21 protein-coding genes are annotated in these 23,915 nt (G+C 53.4%); 17 read left to right on the top strand and 4 right to left on the bottom strand.

Annotated features, from left to right (window positions below):
• Positions 1-20 precede the first annotated feature (20 nt).
• The 16 genes from dapA (at position 21) to QLQ17_RS10270 (ending at position 16,030) form a co-directional block, all read left to right on the top strand.
• Positions 21-899: a 4-hydroxy-tetrahydrodipicolinate synthase gene (gene dapA, locus QLQ17_RS10345; RefSeq protein WP_283209503.1), complete on the top strand. Its 879-nt coding sequence runs from the start codon at positions 21-23 to the stop codon at positions 897-899.
• A 37-nt stretch (positions 900-936) separates the two neighbouring features.
• A complete protein-coding gene (bamC, locus tag QLQ17_RS10340) occupies positions 937-2,037 on the top strand; it encodes an NlpB/DapX family lipoprotein (RefSeq protein WP_283209502.1) in 1,101 nt (366 codons plus the stop codon).
• 43 nt (positions 2,038-2,080) lie between these two features.
• The gene (purC, locus tag QLQ17_RS10335; RefSeq protein WP_283209501.1) at positions 2,081-2,794 is read left to right on the top strand and encodes a phosphoribosylaminoimidazolesuccinocarboxamide synthase; all 714 of its coding nucleotides are present in this window, start codon (positions 2,081-2,083) and stop codon (positions 2,792-2,794) included.
• 33 nt (positions 2,795-2,827) lie between these two features.
• Entirely contained in the window at positions 2,828-3,568 is a 741-nt protein-coding gene (locus QLQ17_RS10330) for a TIGR04219 family outer membrane beta-barrel protein (RefSeq protein ID WP_283209500.1), read from the top strand.
• 44 nt (positions 3,569-3,612) lie between these two features.
• The gene (locus QLQ17_RS10325) at positions 3,613-4,620 is read left to right on the top strand and encodes an NAD-dependent epimerase (protein WP_283209499.1); all 1,008 of its coding nucleotides are present in this window, start codon (positions 3,613-3,615) and stop codon (positions 4,618-4,620) included.
• A 53-nt stretch (positions 4,621-4,673) separates the two neighbouring features.
• Complete coding sequence (locus QLQ17_RS10320; RefSeq protein ID WP_283209498.1) at positions 4,674-5,264, top strand: biliverdin-producing heme oxygenase; 591 nt, start codon at positions 4,674-4,676, stop codon at positions 5,262-5,264.
• A gap of 203 nt (positions 5,265-5,467) precedes the next feature.
• Positions 5,468-6,664 (top strand): methyl-accepting chemotaxis protein, encoded by a 1,197-nt coding sequence (locus tag QLQ17_RS10315; protein ID WP_283209497.1) that lies wholly within the window; start codon positions 5,468-5,470, stop codon positions 6,662-6,664.
• A gap of 11 nt (positions 6,665-6,675) precedes the next feature.
• Positions 6,676-6,996: an STAS domain-containing protein gene (locus QLQ17_RS10310; RefSeq protein ID WP_283209496.1), complete on the top strand. Its 321-nt coding sequence runs from the start codon at positions 6,676-6,678 to the stop codon at positions 6,994-6,996.
• Between the two features lie 13 nt (positions 6,997-7,009).
• Positions 7,010-8,824 carry an ATP-binding SpoIIE family protein phosphatase gene (locus tag QLQ17_RS10305; RefSeq protein WP_283209495.1) on the top strand — a complete coding sequence of 605 codons (1,815 nt, stop codon included), beginning with the start codon at positions 7,010-7,012 and terminating at the stop codon, positions 8,822-8,824.
• Positions 8,825-8,838: 14 nt separating this feature from the next.
• The gene (locus tag QLQ17_RS10300) at positions 8,839-9,204 is read left to right on the top strand and encodes a response regulator (RefSeq protein WP_283209494.1); all 366 of its coding nucleotides are present in this window, start codon (positions 8,839-8,841) and stop codon (positions 9,202-9,204) included.
• 10 nt (positions 9,205-9,214) lie between these two features.
• Positions 9,215-11,323, top strand: coding sequence for a chemotaxis protein CheA (locus tag QLQ17_RS10295; protein WP_283209493.1), 2,109 nt, complete (start codon positions 9,215-9,217; stop codon positions 11,321-11,323).
• Entirely contained in the window at positions 11,320-13,017 is a 1,698-nt protein-coding gene (locus tag QLQ17_RS10290; RefSeq protein ID WP_283209492.1) for a methyl-accepting chemotaxis protein, read from the top strand. The genes QLQ17_RS10295 and QLQ17_RS10290 overlap by 4 nt, the downstream gene beginning before the upstream one ends.
• Complete coding sequence (locus QLQ17_RS10285) at positions 12,998-13,510, top strand: chemotaxis protein CheW (protein WP_502867370.1); 513 nt, start codon at positions 12,998-13,000, stop codon at positions 13,508-13,510. The genes QLQ17_RS10290 and QLQ17_RS10285 overlap by 20 nt, the downstream gene beginning before the upstream one ends.
• Positions 13,511-14,356, top strand: coding sequence for a CheR family methyltransferase (locus tag QLQ17_RS10280; RefSeq protein ID WP_283209491.1), 846 nt, complete (start codon positions 13,511-13,513; stop codon positions 14,354-14,356).
• A complete protein-coding gene (cheD, locus tag QLQ17_RS10275) occupies positions 14,357-14,974 on the top strand; it encodes a chemoreceptor glutamine deamidase CheD (protein ID WP_283209490.1) in 618 nt (205 codons plus the stop codon).
• Between the two features lie 3 nt (positions 14,975-14,977).
• Positions 14,978-16,030, top strand: coding sequence for a protein-glutamate methylesterase/protein-glutamine glutaminase (locus tag QLQ17_RS10270; RefSeq protein WP_283209489.1), 1,053 nt, complete (start codon positions 14,978-14,980; stop codon positions 16,028-16,030).
• On the opposite strand, the gene QLQ17_RS10265 is transcribed toward QLQ17_RS10270, so the two are convergent.
• Entirely contained in the window at positions 16,027-18,870 is a 2,844-nt protein-coding gene (locus tag QLQ17_RS10265; RefSeq protein WP_283209488.1) for an ATP-binding protein, read from the bottom strand. The genes QLQ17_RS10270 and QLQ17_RS10265 overlap by 4 nt on opposite strands.
• Before the next feature lie 92 nt (positions 18,871-18,962).
• Between QLQ17_RS10265 and QLQ17_RS10260 the strand changes: the two genes are divergently transcribed.
• Positions 18,963-21,170: an ATP-binding protein gene (locus QLQ17_RS10260; protein WP_283209487.1), complete on the top strand. Its 2,208-nt coding sequence runs from the start codon at positions 18,963-18,965 to the stop codon at positions 21,168-21,170.
• Here the strand turns inward: QLQ17_RS10260 and QLQ17_RS10255 are convergent.
• The 3 genes from QLQ17_RS10255 to QLQ17_RS10245 are packed head-to-tail and all read right to left on the bottom strand — an operon-like array spanning position 21,154 to position 23,765.
• Positions 21,154-21,624, bottom strand: a complete 471-nt coding sequence (locus QLQ17_RS10255) for a hypothetical protein (RefSeq protein ID WP_283209486.1) — start codon at positions 21,622-21,624, stop codon at positions 21,154-21,156. The genes QLQ17_RS10260 and QLQ17_RS10255 overlap by 17 nt on opposite strands.
• Positions 21,617-23,335: a putative bifunctional diguanylate cyclase/phosphodiesterase gene (locus QLQ17_RS10250; protein ID WP_283209485.1), complete on the bottom strand. Its 1,719-nt coding sequence runs from the start codon at positions 23,333-23,335 to the stop codon at positions 21,617-21,619. Before QLQ17_RS10250 ends, QLQ17_RS10255 begins: the two co-directional genes overlap by 8 nt.
• Positions 23,316-23,765, bottom strand: a complete 450-nt coding sequence (locus QLQ17_RS10245) for a response regulator (protein WP_283209484.1) — start codon at positions 23,763-23,765, stop codon at positions 23,316-23,318. The genes QLQ17_RS10250 and QLQ17_RS10245 overlap by 20 nt, the downstream gene beginning before the upstream one ends.
• Positions 23,766-23,915 lie beyond the last annotated feature (150 nt).

Raw genomic sequence — 23,915 nt, 5'->3', positions numbered from 1 at the left:
TTTATTCGGACGGAGCTTTTATGATTACGGGTAGCCTTGTCGCTCTGGTCACGCCCATGTACGAAGACGGTAGCGTTCACTGGGATCACCTGGACCAGTTGATCGACTTTCATCTGACTAATGGTACTCACGGAATTGTTGCTGTCGGAACGACGGGCGAATCCGCCACGCTGGATCCTGAAGAGCATATGAGCGTTGTCGGCCATATCATCAAACGTGTGGATGGCCGTATTCCCGTGATTGCAGGTACTGGCGGTAACAGCACCCGTGAAGCCATCGAGCTGACCGAAGAGGCTCATAAACTGGGTGCGGATGCGTGCCTGCTAGTTGTGCCTTACTACAATAAGCCCACCCAGGAAGGCCTGTATCGCCATTTCAAGACGATTGCTGAGGCGGTCCCGGGTGTCAATCAGATTCTTTACAACGTTCCCGGGCGAACCGCCTGCGACATGCTTAATGAGACCGTAGAGCGTCTGGCTGACATTCCCAACATCATCGGTATCAAGGATGCGACCGGCAATATCCCGCGCGGCGCCGAGCTGGTTGAAGCCGTGAAGGGCCGCCTGGTTGTTTACAGCGGTGACGATGCGACGGCTGCCGGCCTTATGCTGGCTGGCGCAAAAGGCAATGTCTCCGTGACGGCTAATGTGGCTCCGCAGGGTATGGCTGCGCTGTGTGAGGCTGCTATTGCGGGTAACGAGGAAGAAACCGAGCGCTTGAACGAGCTGCTGATGCCCCTCAACCGAAAGCTCTTCCTTGAAGCAAATCCGATCCCCGTCAAGTGGGCATTGCACCGCATGGGCATGATAGGCGAAGGCATTCGCCTGCCACTCACGCCGCTCAGCGAAAAATTCCACGGTGAAGTGGAAGAAGCCCTGAAAGCGTCTGGCGTTCTCTGAAGCAGGCCGTACCATCTATCAAAACTGGAGTCGCCTGATGGCGTTCACGTTCCGGATTGCAATTCCGAAACCTGTTAAATCTGTCGGGCCCCTAGCGGGCCTGATGTTCTTAATGGCTACTGCTGGCTGTAGTTTCATCGAAGATCGTTCCGAGCGATACGTCGATGCGCCTGAAGGTGAGCCATTGAAGCTGCCAGCTTCTGCCGACGAGAGCCGGTTCAATCAGGCGATGCCGGTGCGGGAGGTTTTGACCGCAGACTCGGGCCGCATGTATGCAGGCGAGTTGCCGGAACCGCCGGACATGACGGCCGAGATTCTCGACGAGAACTATGTGGTCGAAGTGGTGGATGACGAGATCTGGCTGCTGGTCAACGACGTTCCCGGACGGCTCTGGCCTGCCGTAACCGCGTACATGAACCAGAAGGGATTGGGCGTTGCCTACGATAATCCGCAACTGGGCCTTCTTCAGAGTGAACTGGTGAACTTCAGCAAGCGTGCCCGCGACCTGGTCGGTTTGCCTGAGAATCCCGAAGGCGAGGAGCCAGTCATAGCGGTGCAGGCCAAGGTCTCTCCCGGCGTTCGTCGCAAAACCACCGAAGTCCAGTTTCGTACCTTCGAGCCTGAAAACCGCGATGCAGATCAACTTGTCTCCTGGAATGACAACGCCAACCGCAGCCCGCAACAGCTTGAAACCAGCCGGCAACTGCTGAAAGACCTGGGCGAGTTTCTGAAGGCGCGGGAAGACTCCAAATCCTATTCGCGGGCAGCGCTCGGCATGGTCGTAAAGCCCCTGGTTCGCCTGGAGTCCGAAAATGAGGTGGCCAAGCGCATCGTGATGGATCTGGATTATGGCCGGTCTTGGGGGGAAGTGCGCAGAGCGCTCGACGAAGCTGGCATTCCGGTCATCGACCTCAACCGCGAAGAGGGCTACTTCTACGTTGATTTTCGCCCGGCGTCCGAAACCGAGCCAGGCTGGTTCTCATGGTTCAGCGAAGACCCAAAGCCAATCCATACCTTCGACCTGACATTGGATAACCAGGGCAGCCAGGTGATTGTTGAGGCCAGCCGGGCCTCAGACTACAGCGGGGACGACCGTTCGGCGCCTTTACTGTCTGAACTTTTCGAATACCTTTATTAATAAAGATGAATGTCCGATCTGTGGGCATGTCCGGAGAGAAAACATGGAAAAACGAGAAGAACTCTATGCTGGCAAGGCGAAATCGGTGTACCGCACTGATGACCCCGATCGCTTTGTTATGGTCTTCCGTGATGACACCTCAGCTTTCGACGGTGAGAAGAAAGAACAGTTGAACCGCAAAGGTATGGTGAATAACCGGTTCAATGCGTTCATTATGGAGAAACTGGAAGCAGCCGGAGTGCCCACTCATTTTGAGGGTTTGCTGTCGGACACCGAATCGCTGGTCAAGAAACTGGACATGATTCCGGTCGAATGTGTGGTGCGTAATGTGTCTGCGGGCAGCCTTTGCCGCCGTCTTGGTGTCGAGGAGGGCAAAACGTTGTTGCCGCCCACTTACGAGTTGTTTCTGAAAAACGACGCCATGCATGATCCGATGGTCAACGAGTCTCTGGCCGTCAGCTTTGGGTGGGCAGAAGCGCACGAACTTGAGCAGATGAAAAAGCTGACCTACCAGGTCAATGACGTGCTCAAGGCATTGTTCGAAGACGCCGGCATGTTGCTGGTGGATTACAAGCTGGAATTTGGCCGATCGAACGGCCAGATTGTTCTGGGTGACGAATTCAGCCCCGATGGTTGTCGCATCTGGGACAAGGAAACCCGCAAGAAAATGGACAAAGACCGTTTTCGTCAGGGACTGGGCGAGGTTATCGAGACGTACGAAGAAGTCGGTCGCCGGCTTGGAATCGAATTCGGCTGATCAAATCTGACAACAACGTGAGACAGGTACTCTATGCGTAAAGTGATGATTGCCGCAGGAAGTGCAATGGTGATGACCAGCTCTATGGCCATGTCTGACGTCCTGGGCGTTGGCGCCACCGTGAGCTACTGGGATTCAGACCTGTCCGGCGAAGCCGCGAATAACAGCGATGTGGTGGATCTGGAAAACGATCTGAATTTGAGCAGCGACGGTAATGCCAACCTGGAAGCCTATTTCGAACATCCGGTTCCCATTCTTCCGAATATTCGCTTGAACCGTACAAGTATTGAACAGAGCGGTAGCGGTGAATTGTCTGCAGATTTTGATGTGATTCAGGGCGTAGGGTCTGTCGATGTGAAGTCTGACCTGGATCTGACCCAGTTTGACGTGACTCTTTATTACGAAATTCTGGACAACTGGGCCAACGTGGATCTTGGTATTACCGGGCGCACCCTGGACGGTGAACTGATCGTGCGCGAACAGGGTGGTGCCGCCAGAGTTAGCCGTACGGAATTTGAAGGGACGATCCCAATGGGCTATCTGGCGGCTCAGATTGATATGCCGTTTACCGGGGTGTCTGTAGGTGCTCAGGGCAACATTATCAGCTATGACGGCGATTCCATCTCTGATTTCAACGCCTACGGCCAGTACGAAATTTCATTGCTGCGTTTGCGGGCAGGTTACCGTCAAATGAGCATTGATTACGAAGACAGCGACGACACGCTGGACGTTAAAATCGGTGGCCCGTTTGCCAGTGTTGGTCTGACATTCTGATTTAGGTTTCACCGAAAGGTATGTGATTTTACAGGGAGAGCTTAGTGAAAATTCTGGTGACGGGTACGGCGGGCTTCATCGGCTCTCATCTTGCACACAGGCTTTTGGAGCGTGGAGATGAGGTGATTGGCGTGGATAACGTCAATGACTATTACGACGTCAACCTGAAAGAGGCGCGCCTGAGTCGGCTTACCTCCATCCAGGGTTTCACTGAAGTTCGCGAAGATGTTGCTAACAGGCAGGCCATGGAAGCCATGTTCGCAGAACATAAGCCCGAGCGGGTTGTGCACCTGGCCGCCCAGGCCGGTGTTCGCTATTCGCTGGAGAATCCACACGCGTACATTGACGCCAACCTCGTGGGCTTTACCAACATTCTGGAAGGCTGTCGCCACAACAGCGTCAAGCATCTGGTGTATGCGTCCAGCAGCTCGGTTTACGGCGCAAATGAGGCCATGCCGTTCTCGATCCACGATAATGTGGACCACCCTCTCAGCCTTTACGCGGCATCGAAGAAAGCCAATGAGCTGATGGCTCACACTTACAGCCACCTGTACAACATGCCCACCACCGGCCTTCGGTTCTTTACCGTCTATGGCCCCTGGGGCCGCCCGGATATGGCGTTGTTTATCTTTACCAAAAAGATTCTGGCAGGTGAGCCCATTGACGTGTTCAACCATGGCCATCACAAGCGCGACTTCACCTACATCGACGATATCGTTGAAGGGGTGATTCGCACGCTGGACAATGTGGCCACCCCGAACCCGGACTGGTCCGGCGAAAAGCCGGACCCGGGCACCAGCATGGCGCCTTACCGGCTCTATAATATTGGCAGCAACAATCCGGTAGAGCTGTCGCGATTCATTGAAATCATTGAAGAGCGTGTTGGCAAAAAAGCAGAGAAAAACCTGCTCCCACTCCAGCCAGGTGATGTGCCAGCCACTTATGCGAATGTCGATGATCTGATCGATGACGTCGGCTACAAGCCGTCCACCACCGTCGAAGAGGGTATCGCCAATTTTGTGGATTGGTATCGGGATTTCTATCAGGTTTAATGGCGCCGTAAGTCGGCGCTGGAATCAACCTTCAGGAGCTTCAAGGAAGATCAATGGAGCTGTCTGAGCGTCTGAAGAAAGAAACCAGGAGTGCTCATCAGGCTCTGGATCAGCACCCGATGCTGCGTAGTCTCGTCGCAAGATCTTCCACAATTGACCAGTACCGTCTCGGCCTGCAGGCCATGTACCGGGCGTGGAAACCGCTCGAATCTGCGGTTGAGAATAGTCTGAAAGACATCTCGAGGTTCCAACCAACCCCCGAACAAACCTCGTTTTTGGCATTTTGCGACGCGAACTTTAAGCCTCGCCGTCATGCCCTGGTGGACGATCTGCGCGTTCTGGGCGTGACCAGCCTGCCCTCTGATAGAGCCGGATTCGGCTTCGTGGACGTGCCTCAGTTATTGGGGGGATTGTATGTTTTTTTTGGTGCGCAGCTTGGCAGCCGTGTTATCGCGGCGTCTGTTACCGAGAATGTACCCGGGGCACCCACTGGCTTTTTCACCGCTACTCACCAGAATGTGACTGATTTTTGGAAACAGTTTCGGATTCAATTGGATGATTTGCCTCTAGACCAGACCGAGATTCCAAGTCTTTTTCAGTCCGCCACTATGGCCTTCGAGGAGTTCCGGAAGGCGCTTGACTGACACAAGCCGATCGATCTCTCTCCAGTTCAAACCCTTAGATAGCAAAAACTCCTTTGCCTGCTATTCTAAAACGATGTGATCTTTGTGCGCCTTTCTTCGTAAGTTACGGAATTGGTAGGCATATGGCGTGCGTCAACAAGTAAAAAGGCCGAATGATTTTGGAAAAGCAGCATTTAGACCATCCCGGAGACCCATCCGGTAACATGAAACCTGTTGTGGGTAGCCACTGGGCTTATTTCGTCATACCCCTGTCAGTCGTTTTTGTTTTCCTTGTCGCAATTCCATTTTTTATCAACTCTGCAGTAGTGCAGGTCTCATTGATCGTTCTGGCCGGTGTTTTCTTAATGCTTTTCTATCGTTGGCACCGACGGAAGGTCATTGAATGCATGACGAGTCGCCAAGATGCCAAGGAAAATGTTCATAATGATATCTCATCAGATTGGGCAAAAGTCATCCAGTTTCAAACCGATGCCCTCAACGACATTATGTCTGAAACCCGTCAAGCCAATGAATTGCTTGCCGACGCGGGTCCAAGGCTTGGCGAGCTGTTCGTCAGTTTGGAAAACCACACACAAAGGCAGCAGGTCGTCGTCGAGCCCTTTATTAAAAACGATGCCGAAGAGGCGGAGGCTGAAGGAGAAGACGGAGTAACCTACCAGCACATGGTTGAAGACGTCGGCAAGATCATGTCGGAATTCGTTGACACCATTGTGGAGGTAAGCCGTAAGTCTGTAGCACTTGTGGACGTGATGCAGGAGATCTCCGGAGAGACAGAAGCTATTCAATCCATGCTGGATGAAATGAACGGGATCACAGGGCAGACCAATTTGCTGGCCATCAACGCGGCGATTGAGGCCGCCAGGGCCGGGGATGCAGGTCGCGGTTTTTCGGTGGTCGCGACGGAAGTACAGGCTCTATCGAATCGGTCAGAAGAATTTAATGAAAAAATCCGTTCGCGGGTTGCCAATGCATCGGACCTTGTTCAGCGGGCCACTAAATCAATCGATGACATGGCGTCGCAAGACATGAACTTCTCGTTACAGTCGAAAAAGTCGGTTGATCGGTTGATGGAAGAGGTCCAGGAGCTGGATAAGGCGCGTTCCGAGGGTATGTTTCAGTTGGCTTCCGTTGCTGACGACGTCAAACATGACGTGTCGGAAATTGTCACCAAGATGCAGTTTCAGGACATGGTGACGCAGCTCTTGCAAAGAGTTGACGAGCGTATCCTGCTCGTCAACGGGCATCTGGAGAACATGGCCCACGTGGCGGACCTTCCTGACGAGGAGCGTTCGCTGAAATTGAAGGCGGATCTTGATTCGCTGAGACAGGCTTATGCCGGGATCAGGGATAGTGCGGTTCAGCAAAAAGATCTTAACGAAGGTAGCGTTGATTTATTCTGAGGAGAGCCATTGTGGGCCCAGAGTTTGATGTGAAACACAGTCTTCAGGATGGAGTGGCAACACTTTCACTGAGCGGGCGATTCGACTTTAGCCAATACGCGGCCTTCAAAGAAGAGCAGGCCCGCGTACTGAATAAAGATTCGGTGAAGGAAATTGTGCTTGATTTCGGTGGCCTTGATTATCTTGACAGTGCCGCGCTGGGAATACTTCTGGTCCTCCTGGACCGGGCAAAGGAGCATGGGCAGCCCGTTACCATTCGTCGTGCAAAGGGCGTGGTCAGGGAAATCCTGGACGTCGCTCATTTTGAACGTATGTTCGTGATTGAGGATTAGGGCGAACCCGCCGATGGTCGAGAACCAGGGAGCATTAACCTCTTCGTTGCATATCCTGATCGCAGATGACGATCCGGTGATGCGTAACGTCCTCGGAAACTTCCTTAAAAGTGAAGGGCACACCGTCGTGCTTGCGGAAGATGGTGCCCACGCGCTTGAACTGTTTGAAAAAGACAAAGACTTTGGTCTGTTCGTGCTCGACGTCAAAATGCCCCATATTGACGGGCTTAGCTGCTGCGCACGAATCAAGAAGCAGCTGACGCGGTGGGTGCCGATCATGATGGTCAGCGCAAACTCGGAAGAGCGGTCACAGGTCGAGGGGCTGGATATCGGGGCCGACTACTACCTGACCAAGCCCGTGCAATTTGCTTTGTTGCGGGCCTATGTGCGTGCGGCACAGCGTGCCTCCGCGTTGCAAAACGAAGTTCAGGAAAAAAGCCGTCGCCTGGAGGATTACTACAACAAGAGCCAGTCCGATAATGATCTTGCAAGACAGTTACTGGATCGTTTGCTGCATTCTTCGGAATCAACGTCTCTGGATGCAAAATACATCATCGACCCTGCTGGCGAGTTCAGTGGTGACCTCATTGTATCGATGCGTAGCCCCAGTCATCGACTGTACAGCATGGTTGCCGATGCGACGGGGCACGGACTGCCGGCTGCCATCACCCTGATTCCCGCCGTTGAAACCTTCTCCAGACTGTCCAGGGAGGGTTACTCGGTAGAGACCATTGTTCGTGAACTGAATACACGGCTGCGCTCCAGTTTGCCAAGAGAACGATTTGTTGCCGCTGCGGTGATGATGTTTGAACCACATACCCAGCGACTCGAAATATGGAACGGAGGGTGCCCTCAGGTTTACCTTCTAGACAATGAAAGCCGCCAGATCGCGAAGACGTTCCCGGCTACACACCCTCCCTTGGGTATTCTTGACGCTCCTCGATTCGACGCCAAAGTGACCGGCGCGTCTTACCAGAAACATCAGACCATCGTGGCGTGCACGGACGGGGTTGTAGAGTCCGAAGATCCTTCCGGCAATATGTTCGGTCAGAAAGGACTGGAACGGGTGCTGACCTGTCACGACAGATCCAGAGACCTCATTCGTGCAATTGGCAGCGCACTCGATGAATTTACGGCCGCTGAAAGCGCCGCTGATGATCGCTCTTTGCTGATCTTGCCTCTGGGATCCATAGAGTTTGAAGGCGAGGATTCCGTCATCTCTGAAGACGATGATTCGGACATCACAGTGGTCAATTCGGATATAGATCTCACCGCCATGGCTACCGGTGGCTGGTATTTCGCGCTTGGCGTTCGTGGTGACGCGCTCAAAGACGCCGAGTTGGCGCCCATTGTCAACAACGTCATAGGCAGGATGGGCGTTACCGGTGAAAAGGCTGACAAAGCACATGTTTGCATCACTGAACTGCTGAATAATGCTATTGATCATGGCGTTCTCGGGATGGACTCTTCACTGAAATCCAACCCAGAAGGATTCGCTGAATACTTCGAAGAGCGACAGAAGCGTTTGAGTCAATTGGACTACGGCGGCGTTTTTATTCGGGCCAATCTGGATCGATCGGGTCGCAATTATGCGCTGTCGGTGACGGTGAGCGACACCGGAGAAGGGTTTGGATACAAAGACGAAAATGCGACTGAGGCCAGCAGTTTGCCCGTGCCTTCGGGAAGAGGCATCAAGCTGGTCAGGCGGTTGGCTGACCGGCTGACCTTTCACGACGGCGGGGCAACGTCGGAGTTCCGTATTGTGATAATGGCTGGTGAATCCGGTCAGCCACAGCAAAAAATAAGCGAAATTGAACCAGAAAATTAAAGGATGACCATAACATGTCGAAAACCATAATGATCGTTGACGATTCCGTGTCTATTCGTCAGATGGTCGGGCACGCTTTGAAAGGCAGTGGCTATGAGGTGGTCGAGGCACCCGACGGCCAGGCGGCGCTGGACTCGGCCAAAACCAGAGCGCTGGACCTGGTGATTACGGATCAGAATATGCCGAGACTGGACGGGATCAGTCTCACCAAGGCGTTGAGGGCAGAGGCCCGCCACAGTCGAACGCCGATTCTCATTCTGACGACAGAAGCGAGCGAAGATATGAAGTCAAAAGGCAAGGCAGCAGGGGCGACAGGTTGGCTGGTTAAGCCTTTTGAGCCGAACAAGCTGTTGGAAGTCGTCAAAAAAGTGATTGGCTAGGGGCCTTTAAATGTCCGAAGATTTTAAAGCGGTTTTTTTCGAGGAAGCGGCAGAGCACCTCCAGACCATAGAGGATGAGCTGCTGGTTCTTGATGGTGACCGCAAAAATTCGGAAGCCCTCGATGGCGTTTTCAGAGCGGCCCACTCCATCAAGGGCTCAGCCGGGATGTTTGGCTTTCGAACGCTATCGGATTTTACGCATCATCTGGAAACCCTCCTGGACAAAATCCGAAAGGGTACCGCCGATTTGACGGACGACCGCATTGATCTTGTTTTGGCCGGCGTCGATGAAATCCGTGCTCTTGTGGAAAAACTCGAAGACGGCGAAGACAACCCCCCCGCCGACAATGCCCTGGTTGGTCAGCTTGAAAGCGAGAATCGTTCCGTGGCCCCCGCCACCGAGGAGTCGGCGCCGGAGGATGCTTCCGGCAATGCCGAGGTAGATGAGAGCTTTGGCCTGTTTGACGATTCAGACACCGACGATTCTGGTGCGGATGAAGAGGATCCCGGCTTCGGGCTTTTTGACGAGCCGTCAAGCAATGTCTCCGAAGAAGAAATCGCCGATTCAGCAGACGACGGCGCCTATGGCCTGTTTGATTCCGACGACGCAGAGAGCGGTCAGGGCGGGGGAACAAGCGATGGCTATCACCAGTATTTCGACGAGCTTCTTAGCGAGGGCGAAACGGGCGAAACGGGCGAAACAAAAGATGCGACGAGGCCCGATGAAAGCGCCAATGTAGCCGCCGCCGGTGATCCTCAGGCCGACCCCGACGGCAAGTTCGGCTGGTTGAATCGCCCCGCCAAGCAGGCTTCCGTTTCCGACGGAGCTGCCGCCCCATCACAAAAAACCGAGACCAAGCCATCGGCCAGTCCAAAGCGCGCCAGAGAGAGTTCTGGCTCGCTTAGGGTGTCCCTGGAAAAGGTCGATCAGCTGGTGAACCAGATCAGTGAGCTGGTCATTACCCAGGCCATGCTCCGTGAGACTGCGGAATCGCTGGACGCCGTCGAGAATGAGCAGCACCTCGCGAGCCTTGAAACGCTGGAAAGAACGGCCAGGGAATTGCAGGAATCTGTCCTCTCGATACGGCTGTTGCCGGTTAAAGTTCTGTTCAGCCGGTTTCCAAGAGTTGTTCGTGACCTGTCGCGCAAGCTAGGAAAAGAAATAGACCTGGTCACACTGGGCGAGGAGGCTGAGCTGGACAAGAGCCTGATTGAAAAGCTCGCTGACCCCCTGACCCACCTTGTTCGTAACAGTATTGATCATGGGATCGAATCCCCGGAAAAGCGATTAGAGGCCCAGAAACCCCAGAAGGGACAGGTCGTCATGGCGGCATCCCACGAAGGCGGCGATATCGTCATTTCCATCAGCGATGATGGCGCTGGAATCAATCGTGAGAAGGTCCTTAAAAAAGCCCAGGAGAACGGTCTGGATGCAAATGAGGAGATGGATGAGGATCAGATTCTCAATCTGATCTTTGCACCGGGATTCTCAACGGCAGCAGAAGTGACGGACGTTTCCGGTCGTGGGGTTGGTATGGATGTGGTCAAACGGAACATTAAAGAGCTGGGTGGCCGCATTGATGTTAAAAGCACTCCTGGTGAGGGGTCTGTGTTTACCGTTCGACTGCCGCTGACACTGGCAATCACCGACGGTATGGTGCTGCGCTTCGCGGATCAACGGTTGGTCATTCCGTTATCCAACGTTGTTGAGTCTCTGCAGCTGAGTTCGGGAGACGTTTTTTACGTGCAGGGGGATGGCTGCGTGATTCGGAGGCATGGCGAATTTGTTCCTCTGTATACATTGGCCTCGGCATCGCAAGACAGTTTTAAAAATACGCAGGTGGGCGGTTCATTGCTCGCCATTATTGTTGAGAGTGAGGGGCGACAGATCGGCTTGCTGGTGGATGAACTGATCGGTCAGCAACAGATCGTGATCAAAAACCTGGAAACCAATTACCGACGTGTCCCGGGGTTCTCGGGCGCAACAGTAATGGGGGACGGCTCGGTTGCCTTCATTATCGACGTCGCTCAGCTGGTTGCAGATAGCACGCTACTGAGCCGTCCGGATGCCTCTCTCATCGGTTCTGATCTGGTCGAAACATCTGAGGAGAATTTATGAAAAACCTGAATATCGGCACCAAGCTTGGCCTTGGCTATGCCATTGTGCTTGCTTTGCTGATCGCAGTGGGTGTTGTCGGCCTGATAGAGCTCAAGCAGGTCAATGCGAATCTTCATAAAATTGTTGATCAGGAGAGCAGGGCGATACAGCTCGTCAACGACCTGGCTTTGAACGCGGAGCAAAAGTCGAGACTGGTTCGCTCTTACATCGTCAGGTTCGGCGATCAGGAGCAGTCGCGAGTTGTTCGGAATATTGAGTCGGAAACCGATAGCATGATAAACCGACTCGAATCCTTGGAAATGGTCCTTGAGCGTCTCGATGAGAGAGAGGCGATAGACGGCGTTTCTTCTGCAGTGAATGCCTTCAATCGTGGCGTTGCGGCATTCATAGAAAACGGTGAGTCCGGTTGGACCAGCTCCCGTCTGGCCTCCGCGCTGGATACCGATGTGGACCCATTAGGGGACGAATTGCGCCGGGAACTGGAATCCGCTAGGTCTGACATCGAGGCTCTGGTGCGGGAAGCAACCGAGGAAGCCGACGCAATCTATGACTTTAGCCAGACGTTGATCACATCGCTGATGGTGATCGCCGTTATTTCGGGTATCGCGATCGCGTTCATCATCGGTCGGGGCATCTCTGTGCCGATGTCGGAGGCTGTGGAAGCAGCCAGGGCCGTCGCCAGGGGCGAGCTGGATGGCCAATTGAGATCGGATCGGAAAGACGAAGTAGGGCGATTGATCAATGCGCTGGCTGACATGCGCGAGAGTCTGAAGCAGATCGTCGGTTCCATTCGCGAAGGTGTGGATACCATCAATACAGCGTCGAGTGAAATTGCCGTCGGCAACACCGACCTATCACAGCGTACAGAAGAGCAGGCCTCGAGCCTCGAAGAGACCGCTGCGAGCATGGAAGAGTTGACGACCACCGTGAAGCAGAACGCTGACAATGCCCGGCAGGCCAATTCGCTGTCGAAAGCAGCGAGTGAAAACGCCGATAAAGGTGGCGACGTGGTCGAGAGCGTTGTGAAACGCATGGCTGAAATTCGCGAAGGGTCCAACAAGATGTCAGAAATCATCTCGGTGATTGACGGCATTGCCTTCCAGACCAATATCCTGGCGTTGAACGCGGCGGTTGAGGCTGCGCGTGCCGGTGAGCAGGGTCGGGGTTTTGCCGTGGTTGCGACAGAGGTACGAAGCCTTGCGCAACGAAGTGCCTCGGCGGCCAAGGACATTAAATCCCTCATTGAGTCCTCGGTTGAAAATATTTCGACGGGCAGCGAGCTTGCTGACAAGGCCGGAACGGCGATGGACGAAATCGTTGTCAGCATCAAGAAGGTGACGGATATCATCGGCGAAATTACGGCCGCTTCTGACGAGCAAAGCGCAGGCATTGAGCAGATCAATCAGGCCGTGTCTGAAATGGACCAGGTAACTCAGCAAAATGCCGCCCTGGTGGAAGAATCCGCCGCGGCAGCTGAGTCACTTCAGTCTCAGGCTGAGGAGCTTGAGTCCTCGGTAAGCAAGTTCAGACTCAGCGCGAATGACGTGGCGCGTAAACCCGCCGGGCAGGCAAAAACCCCCAAGACGTCTGCTGCTTCAAGCAACCCGGCTTCGAAGGCAAAAACATCCGAGAAGCCGTCAACGCCTGCTAAATCCACGGGTGGGGAGAGCGATGATGACTGGGAAGAATTCTGATATGGCAGACATTGCTCAAGACGAAATAGCCGGCGCCGGTAGTGAGTATCTTACCTTTTGCCTGGGTGACGAGTTCTACGCGATAGATATCCTGAAAGTTCAGGAAATTCAAGGCTATGGTGGGGTTACGCGGATTGCCCAGGCGCCCGAATTCGTCAAAGGCGTGGTCAATCTTCGTGGCACCATCGTGCCGATCATTGATTTGAGGGCACGGTTTGGGATCGGCGAGCTGACGTACGACGAATTCACCATCATGATCATTCTGAACCTCGAGCATCGCATCGTTGGTATCGTGGTTGATAGCGTTTCGGACGTACTTCGGTTGTCGGATCAGGATGTGCGACCCTCGCCGACATTCAGCGCGTCCGTGGATACCCGTTACATTCGCGGACTTGCGGATATTGACGAGACGATGGTGATTGTACTGGATATTGACGGGCTCATGGCCGATCCTTCAATGGCGCTTGAGGACCTGGATGGGGAGCAAGGTTGATTGGACACGACGAGTTCCGGCAAGCGCAGAGAGTTTGACTACTCGCGACGGGAGTTTTCCAGGGTTCAAAAACTGATTCACGCCCGGGTCGGGATTCATCTTGGGGACAACAAGCAGGAAATGGTCTATAGCCGCCTTGCCAGACGTCTCAGGGCCACAGGTATCCGTTCGGTGGGTGTTTATCTGGATCAATTGGACGATCCCGACCATCCGGAATGGCAACAGTTCATCAATGCGCTGACCACCAATCTGACCGCGTTTTTTCGAGAAAGCCACCACTTCGACACCCTTCAGACCCACCTGAAAACCCATTTCAGGAATCAGAACAGGATCAGGATATGGTGCTGTGCTGCTTCCACGGGCGAAGAGCCGTACAGTATTGCCATGACGGCGATTGAGGCGCTTGGAAGTGCCCGGCAGGGCATTGAGGTGATTGCCACCGATGTGGACACCAGAGCGTTGGAGACCGCCAGTGCGGCGATGTACGATCTTGACCGGGTGGCCAAGTTGCCAAAGGCGTTCCTGAAACGATTTTTTTTGCGGGGCGTCGGCAAAAATCAGGGGCGGGTCCGGTTGAAGAACGAAGTGCGGAATCTGGTGACCTTTCAACATGTCAATCTGCTTGACCGGAATTGGCCGTTGGAGGAGCCGGTGGATTTTATCTTTTGCCGAAACGTGTTTATTTACTTCGAGAATCAGACCCAGGCCGCATTGCTCAAGCGCTTCCACAGTTTACTCAATGAGAAAGGGCTTTTTTTTGCGGGCCATTCAGAATCCCTGATCTCCGGTGGTGACCTGTTCAAATCGCTGGGTAAAACCGTTTTTTCGCCCGTGAGGTCTCGCTAAATGACGGACCTGAGGGCGGCGGACCAACACCCGGAGCGTGCGGGCAATCTCTATTATGACGGCCATTTCAAGCGGTCCGCCGTGAAATTGTTGCCGGGTGAGTACTATGCCACCCGCGATAACCGCCTGTTGTGTACGGTGCTGGGCTCTTGTGTGGCAGCCTGTTTACGCGACCGGCAGGCCAAGATTGCCGGAATGAATCATTTTCTTCTGGCGTCTACGGCCGACACGGAAGCGTCGGCACGGTATGGCATTCATGCCATGGAACTGCTGATCAATCAGATGCTGAAACTGGGTGCCAGCCGGCAGCGGCTTGAAGCAAAGCTGTTTGGAGGCGCCAACATGATGCACAGCCAGAGCAGGAATAACATAGGGGCGCAGAATGCGAGATTTGCCCAGAAATTCATGTCGGATGAGGGTATTCCAGTGGTCAGCCATGATCTGTTTGGCGATTACGCTCGGAAAATATGGTTCTTGCCAGACACGGGCAAGGTAATGATGCGCCGGTTGACCAAGACACGCAACGACACGGTTCTTCGTCGGGAAGTTGATCTGGGTAGAAAACTGAGTGCTGAATCACCTCAAGCCGGTGATGTCGAACTTTTTGAACAGGATTGAAGCATGATCAGAGTGATGGTGGTTGATGATTCGTCGCTGGTGCGCAAGGTCCTGACCGATCTGATTGAGCAGGCAGGGGATATGGAGGTGGTTGCGACCGCGCCCGATCCCCACGCAGCACGGGAACTCATTAAAAAGCTGAACCCGGATGTTTTGACCCTTGATGTTGAGATGCCAAAAATGGATGGCATCGATTTCCTCGAGAAGATCATGCGGCTCAGGCCAATGCCGGTTGTGATGGTTTCTTCACTGACCCATGAAGGCAACGAAACGACCTTGCGGGCGCTGGAGCTCGGTGCCGTTGATTTTATTACCAAGCCACAAATTGATGTGGCGGAGGGTCTCGCGGAATACGTTGATGATCTGCACGAGAAATTGCGCGCGGCCAATGCGTCAACCGTCAGCCGTCGAACCAAAGCGCCCAAAGCCAAAGTGCGCCCCGTCTCCAATGCGGGCCGGCCGAGCAGTGAAAAGATCATCGTCGTTGGGTCCTCGACCGGCGGAACAGAAGCCATTCGGAATCTGTTGTCGCAGCTGCCAAAACAGTCTCCGGGTATCCTGATTACTCAGCATATGCCCGGCGGCTTCACTCGTTCCTTCGCAGAGCGGCTTAACCGGGAGCTTGATCTGACCGTCGCTGAGGGTTCAGAGGGGCAACGCGTTCGCCCCGGATGCGTCTATATCGCGCCTGGCGGGTACCATATGGTATTGAAGCGAAGCGGTTCGGATTATGTCATTGGCATCGAGGACAGCCCGCCGGTGAACCGCCACCGACCATCAGTGGACGTGCTTTTCGAATCGGCAGCAAAGGCCGCGGGGAAAAACGCAATTGCCGTCATTCTGACAGGCATGGGGCAGGACGGCGCCGCGGGCATGCTTAGCCTGAGGCATTCTGGTGCCTACACGCTTGCGCAGGATGAGAAATCTTCAGTGGTGTTTGGTATGCCGAAAGAAGCCATTGAACGGGGAGCGGCAGACCATGGGACTCCATTGAGTAAAATGGGTGAAGCGATCGTCAGGGCGGCTTCGGAGCAAGGCCTGGCGACGCGGCTCTAGCGGGCGCCAAGCTCGTTGGTCAGTGTTTGAGCCTCAATCAATAAAGCGTCCAGGTTCTTTTCCAGTCTGTCAAAAAGGGTTTTCGCTTTTCGAGTGTCCCCGAGCTCCATGGCAGTCTCAAGCTCTTGCGAGTCTTTGAGCAATGCCCCGCCGCTGAAGTACCCGACCAGCCCCTTAATGGAGTGTGCGGCCTCTGAGTGAGAGGTAACCGTCCCAGTTTGCAGCGCTTCCTGAACCCGTTGGCAGTGCACTGGCAGGTTCTCTACCATCAACGACAGGAAATCTTTCAGTAGGTCCTCATTGCCCAAAAAAGAGGCCATCAGGGACTCACGATCTACCATTTCCGCTTTCTGATTCGTCTCAGAAGCTGATTCAGCCTTCGCGTCAACGGTATCAGGCTCGGCTTTTTTGACAGGTGTCGCCTTCAGCCCGAGTTGATTCATCAGATCATGCAAAGAGGCACCGGTAACGGGTTTGCCCAGATGGGCATCAAACCCCTTGGCCAGGCATTCCTTGCGTTTCGAATCTGAAACCTCAGCGGTACAGGCAACGGTGATCGGCAGGGGCCGGTTTTGTTCGGGAAATCTCTGGCGCAGTAGCGACATCAATTCAAAGCCACTCATATCTGGCATCTGAATATCAATGAACACGACGTCTGGCTGAACATTGTCCAGAATTGCCATTCCTCGCCGTGCCGACTGAGCAACCTGAACGGTGCCGCAGCCAAACCGCGTTAGTAGTTCTTGCAGCACTCTGCAATTGACCGGGTTATCGTCAACGACCAATGCATAGTCCAGTGGCTTCTGCCCAAGAATTTCGTCAGGAGCATCGAGTGGCTCAGCCTTTCCTTCAGATTTCGATAATGGAATATCGAAGAAAAACGTCGAGCCTTTACCGGGCTCGCTTTTCAGGCTGAGGACACCTTGCATTGCTTCGACAAGCTGTTTGGAAATTGCGAGGCCCAGCCCGGAGCCGCCGTGGGTTCGGGTGGCAGAATTGTCCAGCTGTTCAAAGTTTTCAAAAATACGAAGTTGATCCTCTGGGGCAATACCGGGTCCTTCATCACTCACACTGAATCGTAGTAAGGTAGAACAACCGTTATTCTCCGGGTCGTTGCGCTCACAAGATGCAGAGATGTTTATTTCGCCCTGGTGGGTAAACTTTACGGCGTTGCTCACGAGGTTCATCAAAACCTGTTTGAGCCTCACCACATCACCCTTTACCCAGACTGGTAAATCCGGTGCGGTGTATAGCGAGACTCTGGCGCCGACCATTTCAGCCCTTGGGGCAAAAAGTTGTCTGACTTCCTCCAACATGTCGACGACGCTGAAAGATTCATGCTCAAGTTCCAACGCGCCGCTCTGGATGTGCGAGAGATCCAGCAGATTATCAAGGACAGCCATCAAATGTTGAGAGGACTGATCCAGCGTGACAGCGCTGTCTTTTAGCGTTGGCGGTACCTCTTGCAGCAGCTTTTCAGTGATGCCGACAATGCCGTTCAGAGGCGTTCTCAATTCGTGGCTTATTTTTGCCAGGAACTGACTCTTAGCCCGGTTTGCCTGTTCTGCATTTGCCCTGGATTGTTTCAGAACGAGATGCTCTTGACGGCGCTGGGTGATGTCCTTTTGGGTTGCCACAAAATGGGTGACACTGCCAGCTTCGTCCCTGATGGGTTCTATATACAGTTCGATCCAGTAAGGCCTTCCCGATTTGGAATAATTGAGGATCTCCTGCACCACCGGTTGTTTCGCTCGCAGATGCCGCGAAATTCTGTCCCTGTCCAGTTGTGACGTTCCTGAGCCCTGTAGAACCTCACCGGGCTTTTTGCCTTTGACTTCGCTCAGTGTGTATTCCGTTATAGCTTCAAAACTCGAATTCACCCACTGGATTTTGCCGGTGACGTCAGTGACAACGAACGAGCTCTTGCTTTGCCGGGCCAGCTGCTGGAAAACCCGAAGGTCTGATTGCGCCTGTTCGGCGGTTTCTCGAGTGCGGGAAAGCTCCGTTCTGTCTCTTAAGCCGAGTATGCAGATATTACGGTCGTCTTCGCCGGTTTTGAACAGTCTCAGTTCCGCTTTTCCGGGAGCTTTTTCGGGCAGGCAGATTTTCGTCACTTTGCGGTGTGCCAGATCTGAATCGTTCAGGCGTTCCCTTGAAAAAAAACGATCGTATTCAATATCCGGGAAAAGCTGGGCAAACAGTGGCCTTGTATTCAGCTCCGTGGGTTTGGCAAGTCTTTGATGAAGCGCTGGACTGATGTAGTTCACACGCTCCTGAACCGGGTCAAAAACAATGAGATTGGTTTTGCCGAGCGCCAGAATCGGTTCCAGATTGTTTGCGATGGCATCGGCAGTGCGACTCTTGAGCCGCTCTGTCACCTGCCTTGCCAGCAGTGTCAGACCTTCCTTTTGTTCTTCGCTCAAGGTTTTGGGCTCTGGATCAAAGACACAGAGTGCGCCTGCAATGATACCGTCATCCAGAATAATCGGGGCACCCGCATAAAAACGAATCTTTGGGCCGTTTTGAACGAGCGGATTGTCAGCAAATCGTTCGTCGTTAATGGCATCCTCAATGATAAAAAGGTCGGTACTGTTCAGTGTATGCCCACAAAACGAAATGTCCCGAGACGTTTCTCGCGACTCCAGAGGGCCCTGGATGGATTTAAACCATTGTCTTTCCTCATCGATGATGGAAACCGTCGAGAAGAGTGTTTTGCACAGTATGGCAGCCAGCCGTGTCAGATCATCGAAAGGGTCCTCCGGCGGAGTATCCAGGATGTCGATACGTTCTATGGCTTGAAGACGCTCTGTTTCGTTTTCTGGTATGTCGGGTGTTTTCATCAGCAAATCCGATGTATCTTCAAACATTACCGCATCACTTAAAGATAGCAGTCCTTCTTCTGATCCGGTAATTCGATATTCAGGTGCGCGATGTGACTGACAGATTTTCAGACCAATTTGATTTCACCAACTGCGCTGACGAACCTATACGAACGCCAGGGTCGATTCAGCCCAATGGTTTTGTGGTGTTTCTCGATGCAGAGGATTTAACAGTCTGTTCGTACAGTGAAAACGCCGAGCAAGCGCTGGCTGCTGTCGTTGGTCAGAGTGAAGCCGCTATCGATGGCACCGGCCATCTCCCGGCAAGTCTGCTCGAGTCAGTAAGGGCAGCGCTGAGTGAACCGAATGACTTGTCGAAAAATTTCGTACAGGGCGGTCACCTGTTCACGGTAAGTCAGCGGGGATCGCGGATTCTGTTGTCTGCTGAGCCCGATGATGGTTCGTCAACCACTACCGCAAATGACCTCAATATATTGATTTCTGAGGTTAAATCCTCACATTCCGTCGAGCAGCTTCTGAATACGGCCGCGAGCGCTGTCAGGAGCATCACCGGCTTCGATCGTGTGATGGTGTACCGTTTCGCCGAGGACTGGCATGGTGAGGTTGTGGCCGAGAATCTTGATTCGGGTATGACCCGTTTTCTTGGCCTCCATTTTCCGGCAACGGACATTCCCGAACAGGCGCGGGCGTTGTATCTGGAAAATGAGATCCGCATGATCGCGGACGTAGACGCCACCAACATTCCCATTACGAGCCTGTCTGGCCAGCCTCAGGATATGAACCCGGATTTGACGGACTGTGCGCTTCGCGCCGTATCGCCCATCCATCTGCAGTATCTCCGCAATATGGGTGTTGCCGCATCCATGTCGATCTCTCTCATACGCGATGGCAAACTCTGGGGGCTGGTTGCCTGTCATAACAGGCGTCCACGATACGTGCCCGTCAACGCGCGTCTGGCGGCAAAGCTTGTTGGCGATGTGTTGTCGCTGTGTCTGCGGTTGGTCGAGGATGCAGAGGTGATGGAAGAGCGTCTGCGCCGGAGACTCTACCAGAGCGATGTTCTGGAACGCTGTCTGAAGAATGATGAGCTGGTGCCCACCATCGCCAACGCGGCACACGACTTCCAGAAGCTTTTTGACGCCGATGCTTTTGCGGTTATAAACGGTTCACAAGTGCATTCTGTGGGCCATGGCCCCTCGGACTCGCAATACCTGCTTCTGGCGAAAGAGGTCCGAAATGAGCTGAAATCCAGTGGACAGTCCATACTCTCTCGCAGCCGATGCAATGAGGAATTATTCGAAGGCCATGCAAAGCTGGCGGCCGGTATTCTGGCGCTGACGCCCTCACAGAATTACGACGTTCTTTGTTTGTGGACCCGTCAGGAAGAGCTGCAGGAGGTGACCTGGGCCGGTAAAAACCAAAAGTCATCGGAAGACCCACTCAACCCGAGGGCCTCGTTCGAGCGATGGACCGAAACCCGGCGCGGGAGTGCCCGCAAATGGAAGGCCTGGGAACTGGATTCGGCCGATGAACTATTGTTGTCCCTTCAAAAACTGGCGCTTCGTCAGTTAGAGCGGCTTCAAAGACTTTCAGAAAGCCTTGCCCAATCGAACAGGGATCTGGAGGACTTTGCCTTCATCGCCTCTCATGATCTTCAGGAGCCGCTTCGAAAGATTGAAGCGTTTTCCGATATGGCGGCTGAAGAAATATCAGAAGAAAACCCCGACGCAGAGGCTATTCAGGATTATCTGAAGCGAGTCGGTCTGGCATCGAGCAGGCTGCGCGGCCTGGTCAGTGATCTTCTGAACTATTCCAGAGTTGGACGTCTGGATTACGAGTTCTCGGAATGCGACTGGAGACAAGCCATTGATAAAAGCATTGAGCTAGTGGAGCAACAAGAGAACTACTCGGATTTCAGTATTAGCGTAAAGGGACGTTTTCCGGTGACCAGAACGTCCTCGGTTCTGCTCCGTATGATATTTCAGAATCTGATATCAAATGCGCTCAAGTATGGCCATCCCGACAGGAAAAACGCGATTACCATAGAAGGGCACTCCGATGAGAGCGAAACAATCTGGACGGTAAACGTTCAGGATTCGGGTATCGGGTTCGATGCCAACCAGGCTGAGGCGATCTTCAAACCATTCATGCGCCTGAATTCAAAGTCACGCTACCCAGGGTCAGGTATTGGACTGGCTATCGTCCGTAAAGCGGCAGAAAGAGTGGGTGCCAGCGTCACCGCTACTTCGGTGCCCGGAGAGGGCAGCACCTTCAGTGTCCGGATCAATCTTTCGGAGTGAACACGTATTCTGTTGGAAGCGATAGTTCACACTGAGGCAACTTTCCCACAGCCCAGTAGCGGTCCATTTGCAGCACCAGATGGCCTAGATCCTGGAATCGCAGAGGCAGCCTTACGACAGAGCTGACCCGCCTGTCATAAAGCGTCTGGATGTCAGTCCGGGTCAGTTCGGTTTCGGGTGTGTAAAAGGCAATCAATGGTACGCGGGAAAGCTGGTGATGAACCTTCAAATCGATCGGCGTGCCGAGGTCATCCATCGATTCAATCAGGAAAAACATCAGTTTTATATCAACGTCGATGGACTTGGACTCCGTGTGCGTGTTTTCAAGCAAATCATCGACGCTTCTGAACGTTAGTACCAACTCCACAAGGCCTGATTGAACGAACCCTGCCCAGATTTCTCGTGACAGTCTTTCGTGTCGTCCAACCAGTATTGCGGCACTGCTATTAGACATTCCTGGCCTCCTGTCGGAATTGGTGCTGCTTGGCGATCCAGTCTGCTGCGTTCATGGGCTTTGCGAAAAGAAAGCCCTGAACTGAGTCAACTTCCAGTTCTGACAGAGCTTCCAGCTCCGAGTCAGTTTCAATCCCTTCGCCGATGACCAGTAAGCCAAGTCTTTTGCCAACGTGCGCGATGGCTTCACATATGGCGTGGTTAGCGGTACTGACGTTCAAGTCCTTGATAAAAGACCGATCCAGTTTTATCGCGGTCACCGGTAAATCTTTAAGGTATGAGAAGGAAGAAAAACCAGTGCCGAAATCATCGATGGCCAGGCCAAAACCCGCGTTTCTCAGCTCGGCAAGGGTTTCTTGGGCCTGGCGCTCCACCAGGACGCTCTCGACGATTTCGAACTCTACGTGTCCGGGGTTAAGGTTGAAGCTGCCGACCAATTTTTGCATTTGTTTCGGGAAATCAACGTCCAGCAGTTGGGCCGCTGTGATATTGAATGCGATTTGATAGGGAAGTATTTCACTGGGCAATGCATCGTAGGACGAGAGCAACTCCAGGGTGTTTTTGATCAGTGACCTGTCCATCTCGAATATCAAGCCAGCACGTTCTGCGACCGGCATAAATTCGCCCGGAAGCAGCGTGCCCCGTGACGGATGTTGCCAGCGCATCAGAACTTCGACGCCGTAAAGGTGGTTGTCATCAATGCCATAGCGGGGCTGAAAATAGGGAATTAAAGAACCGCTGTTTAAGGCGCTGCGCAGCTCTTGCTCCAATTCCAGACTGCCGAGAAGCTCTTTTTCCAGCTGATCATTGAACAGGCTCACTCTGTCGCAACCCCTGTCTTTTGAGGCGTATAGCGCAATATCGGCGTAACGCATCAATTCCAGGGGGGATTTGGCATTATCTGGATATAGAGCAATACCAAATGAACCGGTCACCTTTCCAGAGATGCCCTTAATCGGGGTTGGCTCACGTAAAGACGCGAGCAGTTTGTCAGCGATGGTTTCGAGGTCTCGAGAATTCTCGACGTCCTGAATAAGGATAGCGAATTCATCGCCCCCGAGACGGGCCAGGGTGTCTTCCAGCCTCAAACCTCGTTCCAGACGATCGGCCACCAGCCTGAGCAACATGTCGCCCACGTCGTGCCCTAACGAGTCGTTGACTTGTTTGAAATCGTCCAGGTCCAGTGCCATAACCGCACAGCGTGATGATTGGCGATCTGCACGGCTGGTTGCTTTGTCCAACTGCTCCTCAAACATCAATCGGTTGCCCAACCCCGTCAGGCTGTCGTGACGAACCAGTTTGTGAAGCTCGTTTTCGTGTCGTTTGCGCTCGATAGCGTGCAGTATCGTGCGTTCAAGCAGCTTGGGATTAAGGTCATCCTTTGCGATGAAATCCCAGGCGCCCGCCTCGACCACGCGTTCATTAATCTCGAAATCGTCGGTGGAGGTAATGACGACCAGAGGAACCGAGCGGAGAAAGGAACGCTCTTCCACGATCACTGTGTCAGCGGTTTTGCCACCCCAGTAGTAATCGATGAATACGGCGTCAAAATTCTGATCCAGGGCAATCTCCAGGCCGCGATCAAGGTCTCTGACCGTTTCGATTTTGGCCTGGAACCGGGTCATTCGTTTTAGCTGGCGTTCGACCAGAAACGAGTCGTCTTCATCGTCCTCGATTAACAGTATCCGGACTTCATTGGGCATTCTGGTCATCGGGCAGATCCACAAGACTGAACCAATAGAGTTGAAGCTCACTGACAACTTCAAGAAATCCGGAAAACGTCACGGGTTTGGTGATGAACGTACTCGCGCCCAATTCATAGCAACGATTTACGCCGGTCTGATCATCCGTTGTCGTCAAGATCACGACGGGAATGTGCTTGAGGTTTTTGTCGGCTTTGATTTCAGCCAAAGCTTCCTCGCCACTCATCACAGGCATGTTCAGATCGAGCAAGATCAGACCTGGCATCGGGAACGACTGCCTGTCGCTGTATTCGCCTTCTGCCCGGAGATAGCGCATCAGCTCCTGACCGTCGCTGACCATCTGGAGGGGAGAGCGGAAGCGTGCCTTTTTGAAAGCCTTTCTGACGATCATCTGATCGTCTTCATCGTCTTCGGCCAAAACGATTGGTACGGGCTGCATCCGCAGGACTCCTCAGGGGGTGAAACCACATAATTTTAAGACTATACCATCAGCCGCTTCAGAGGTCATACCGCATCGACTGACGCAAGCAAGTGTCGAAGGCATCCAATCGATAAATCTTGTGAAACATCCTTTTTTAAAGAAGTGGCG

Source organism: Marinobacter sp. CHS3-4 (genome assembly GCF_030053415.1).
GTDB lineage: Bacteria > Pseudomonadota > Gammaproteobacteria > Pseudomonadales > Oleiphilaceae > Marinobacter.
Note: the sequence above shows the minus strand (reverse complement) of the source record. Positions and strands in the feature narration are given on the sequence as shown.

Excerpts from the sequence above, each read along its gene's own strand:
- QLQ17_RS10265 (WP_283209488.1), bottom strand. The coding sequence starts at position 18,870 with ATGAAAACACCCGACATACCAGAAAACGAAACAGAGCGTCTTCAAGCC.
- QLQ17_RS10285 (WP_502867370.1), top strand. The coding sequence starts at position 12,998 with ATGACTGGGAAGAATTCTGATATGGCAGACATTGCTCAAGACGAAATA.
- cheD (WP_283209490.1), top strand. The coding sequence starts at position 14,357 with ATGACGGACCTGAGGGCGGCGGACCAACACCCGGAGCGTGCGGGCAAT.
- QLQ17_RS10245 (WP_283209484.1), bottom strand. The coding sequence starts at position 23,765 with ATGCAGCCCGTACCAATCGTTTTGGCCGAAGACGATGAAGACGATCAG.
- QLQ17_RS10250 (WP_283209485.1), bottom strand. The coding sequence starts at position 23,335 with ATGACCAGAATGCCCAATGAAGTCCGGATACTGTTAATCGAGGACGAT.
- QLQ17_RS10295 (WP_283209493.1), top strand. The coding sequence starts at position 9,215 with ATGTCCGAAGATTTTAAAGCGGTTTTTTTCGAGGAAGCGGCAGAGCAC.
- purC (WP_283209501.1), top strand. The coding sequence starts at position 2,081 with ATGGAAAAACGAGAAGAACTCTATGCTGGCAAGGCGAAATCGGTGTAC.
- QLQ17_RS10270 (WP_283209489.1), top strand. The coding sequence starts at position 14,978 with ATGATCAGAGTGATGGTGGTTGATGATTCGTCGCTGGTGCGCAAGGTC.
- QLQ17_RS10315 (WP_283209497.1), top strand. The coding sequence starts at position 5,468 with ATGAAACCTGTTGTGGGTAGCCACTGGGCTTATTTCGTCATACCCCTG.
- QLQ17_RS10290 (WP_283209492.1), top strand. The coding sequence starts at position 11,320 with ATGAAAAACCTGAATATCGGCACCAAGCTTGGCCTTGGCTATGCCATT.
- QLQ17_RS10330 (WP_283209500.1), top strand. The coding sequence starts at position 2,828 with ATGCGTAAAGTGATGATTGCCGCAGGAAGTGCAATGGTGATGACCAGC.
- QLQ17_RS10320 (WP_283209498.1), top strand. The coding sequence starts at position 4,674 with ATGGAGCTGTCTGAGCGTCTGAAGAAAGAAACCAGGAGTGCTCATCAG.
- dapA (WP_283209503.1), top strand. The coding sequence starts at position 21 with ATGATTACGGGTAGCCTTGTCGCTCTGGTCACGCCCATGTACGAAGAC.
- bamC (WP_283209502.1), top strand. The coding sequence starts at position 937 with ATGGCGTTCACGTTCCGGATTGCAATTCCGAAACCTGTTAAATCTGTC.
- QLQ17_RS10300 (WP_283209494.1), top strand. The coding sequence starts at position 8,839 with ATGTCGAAAACCATAATGATCGTTGACGATTCCGTGTCTATTCGTCAG.
- QLQ17_RS10255 (WP_283209486.1), bottom strand. The coding sequence starts at position 21,624 with ATGTCTAATAGCAGTGCCGCAATACTGGTTGGACGACACGAAAGACTG.
- QLQ17_RS10305 (WP_283209495.1), top strand. The coding sequence starts at position 7,010 with ATGGTCGAGAACCAGGGAGCATTAACCTCTTCGTTGCATATCCTGATC.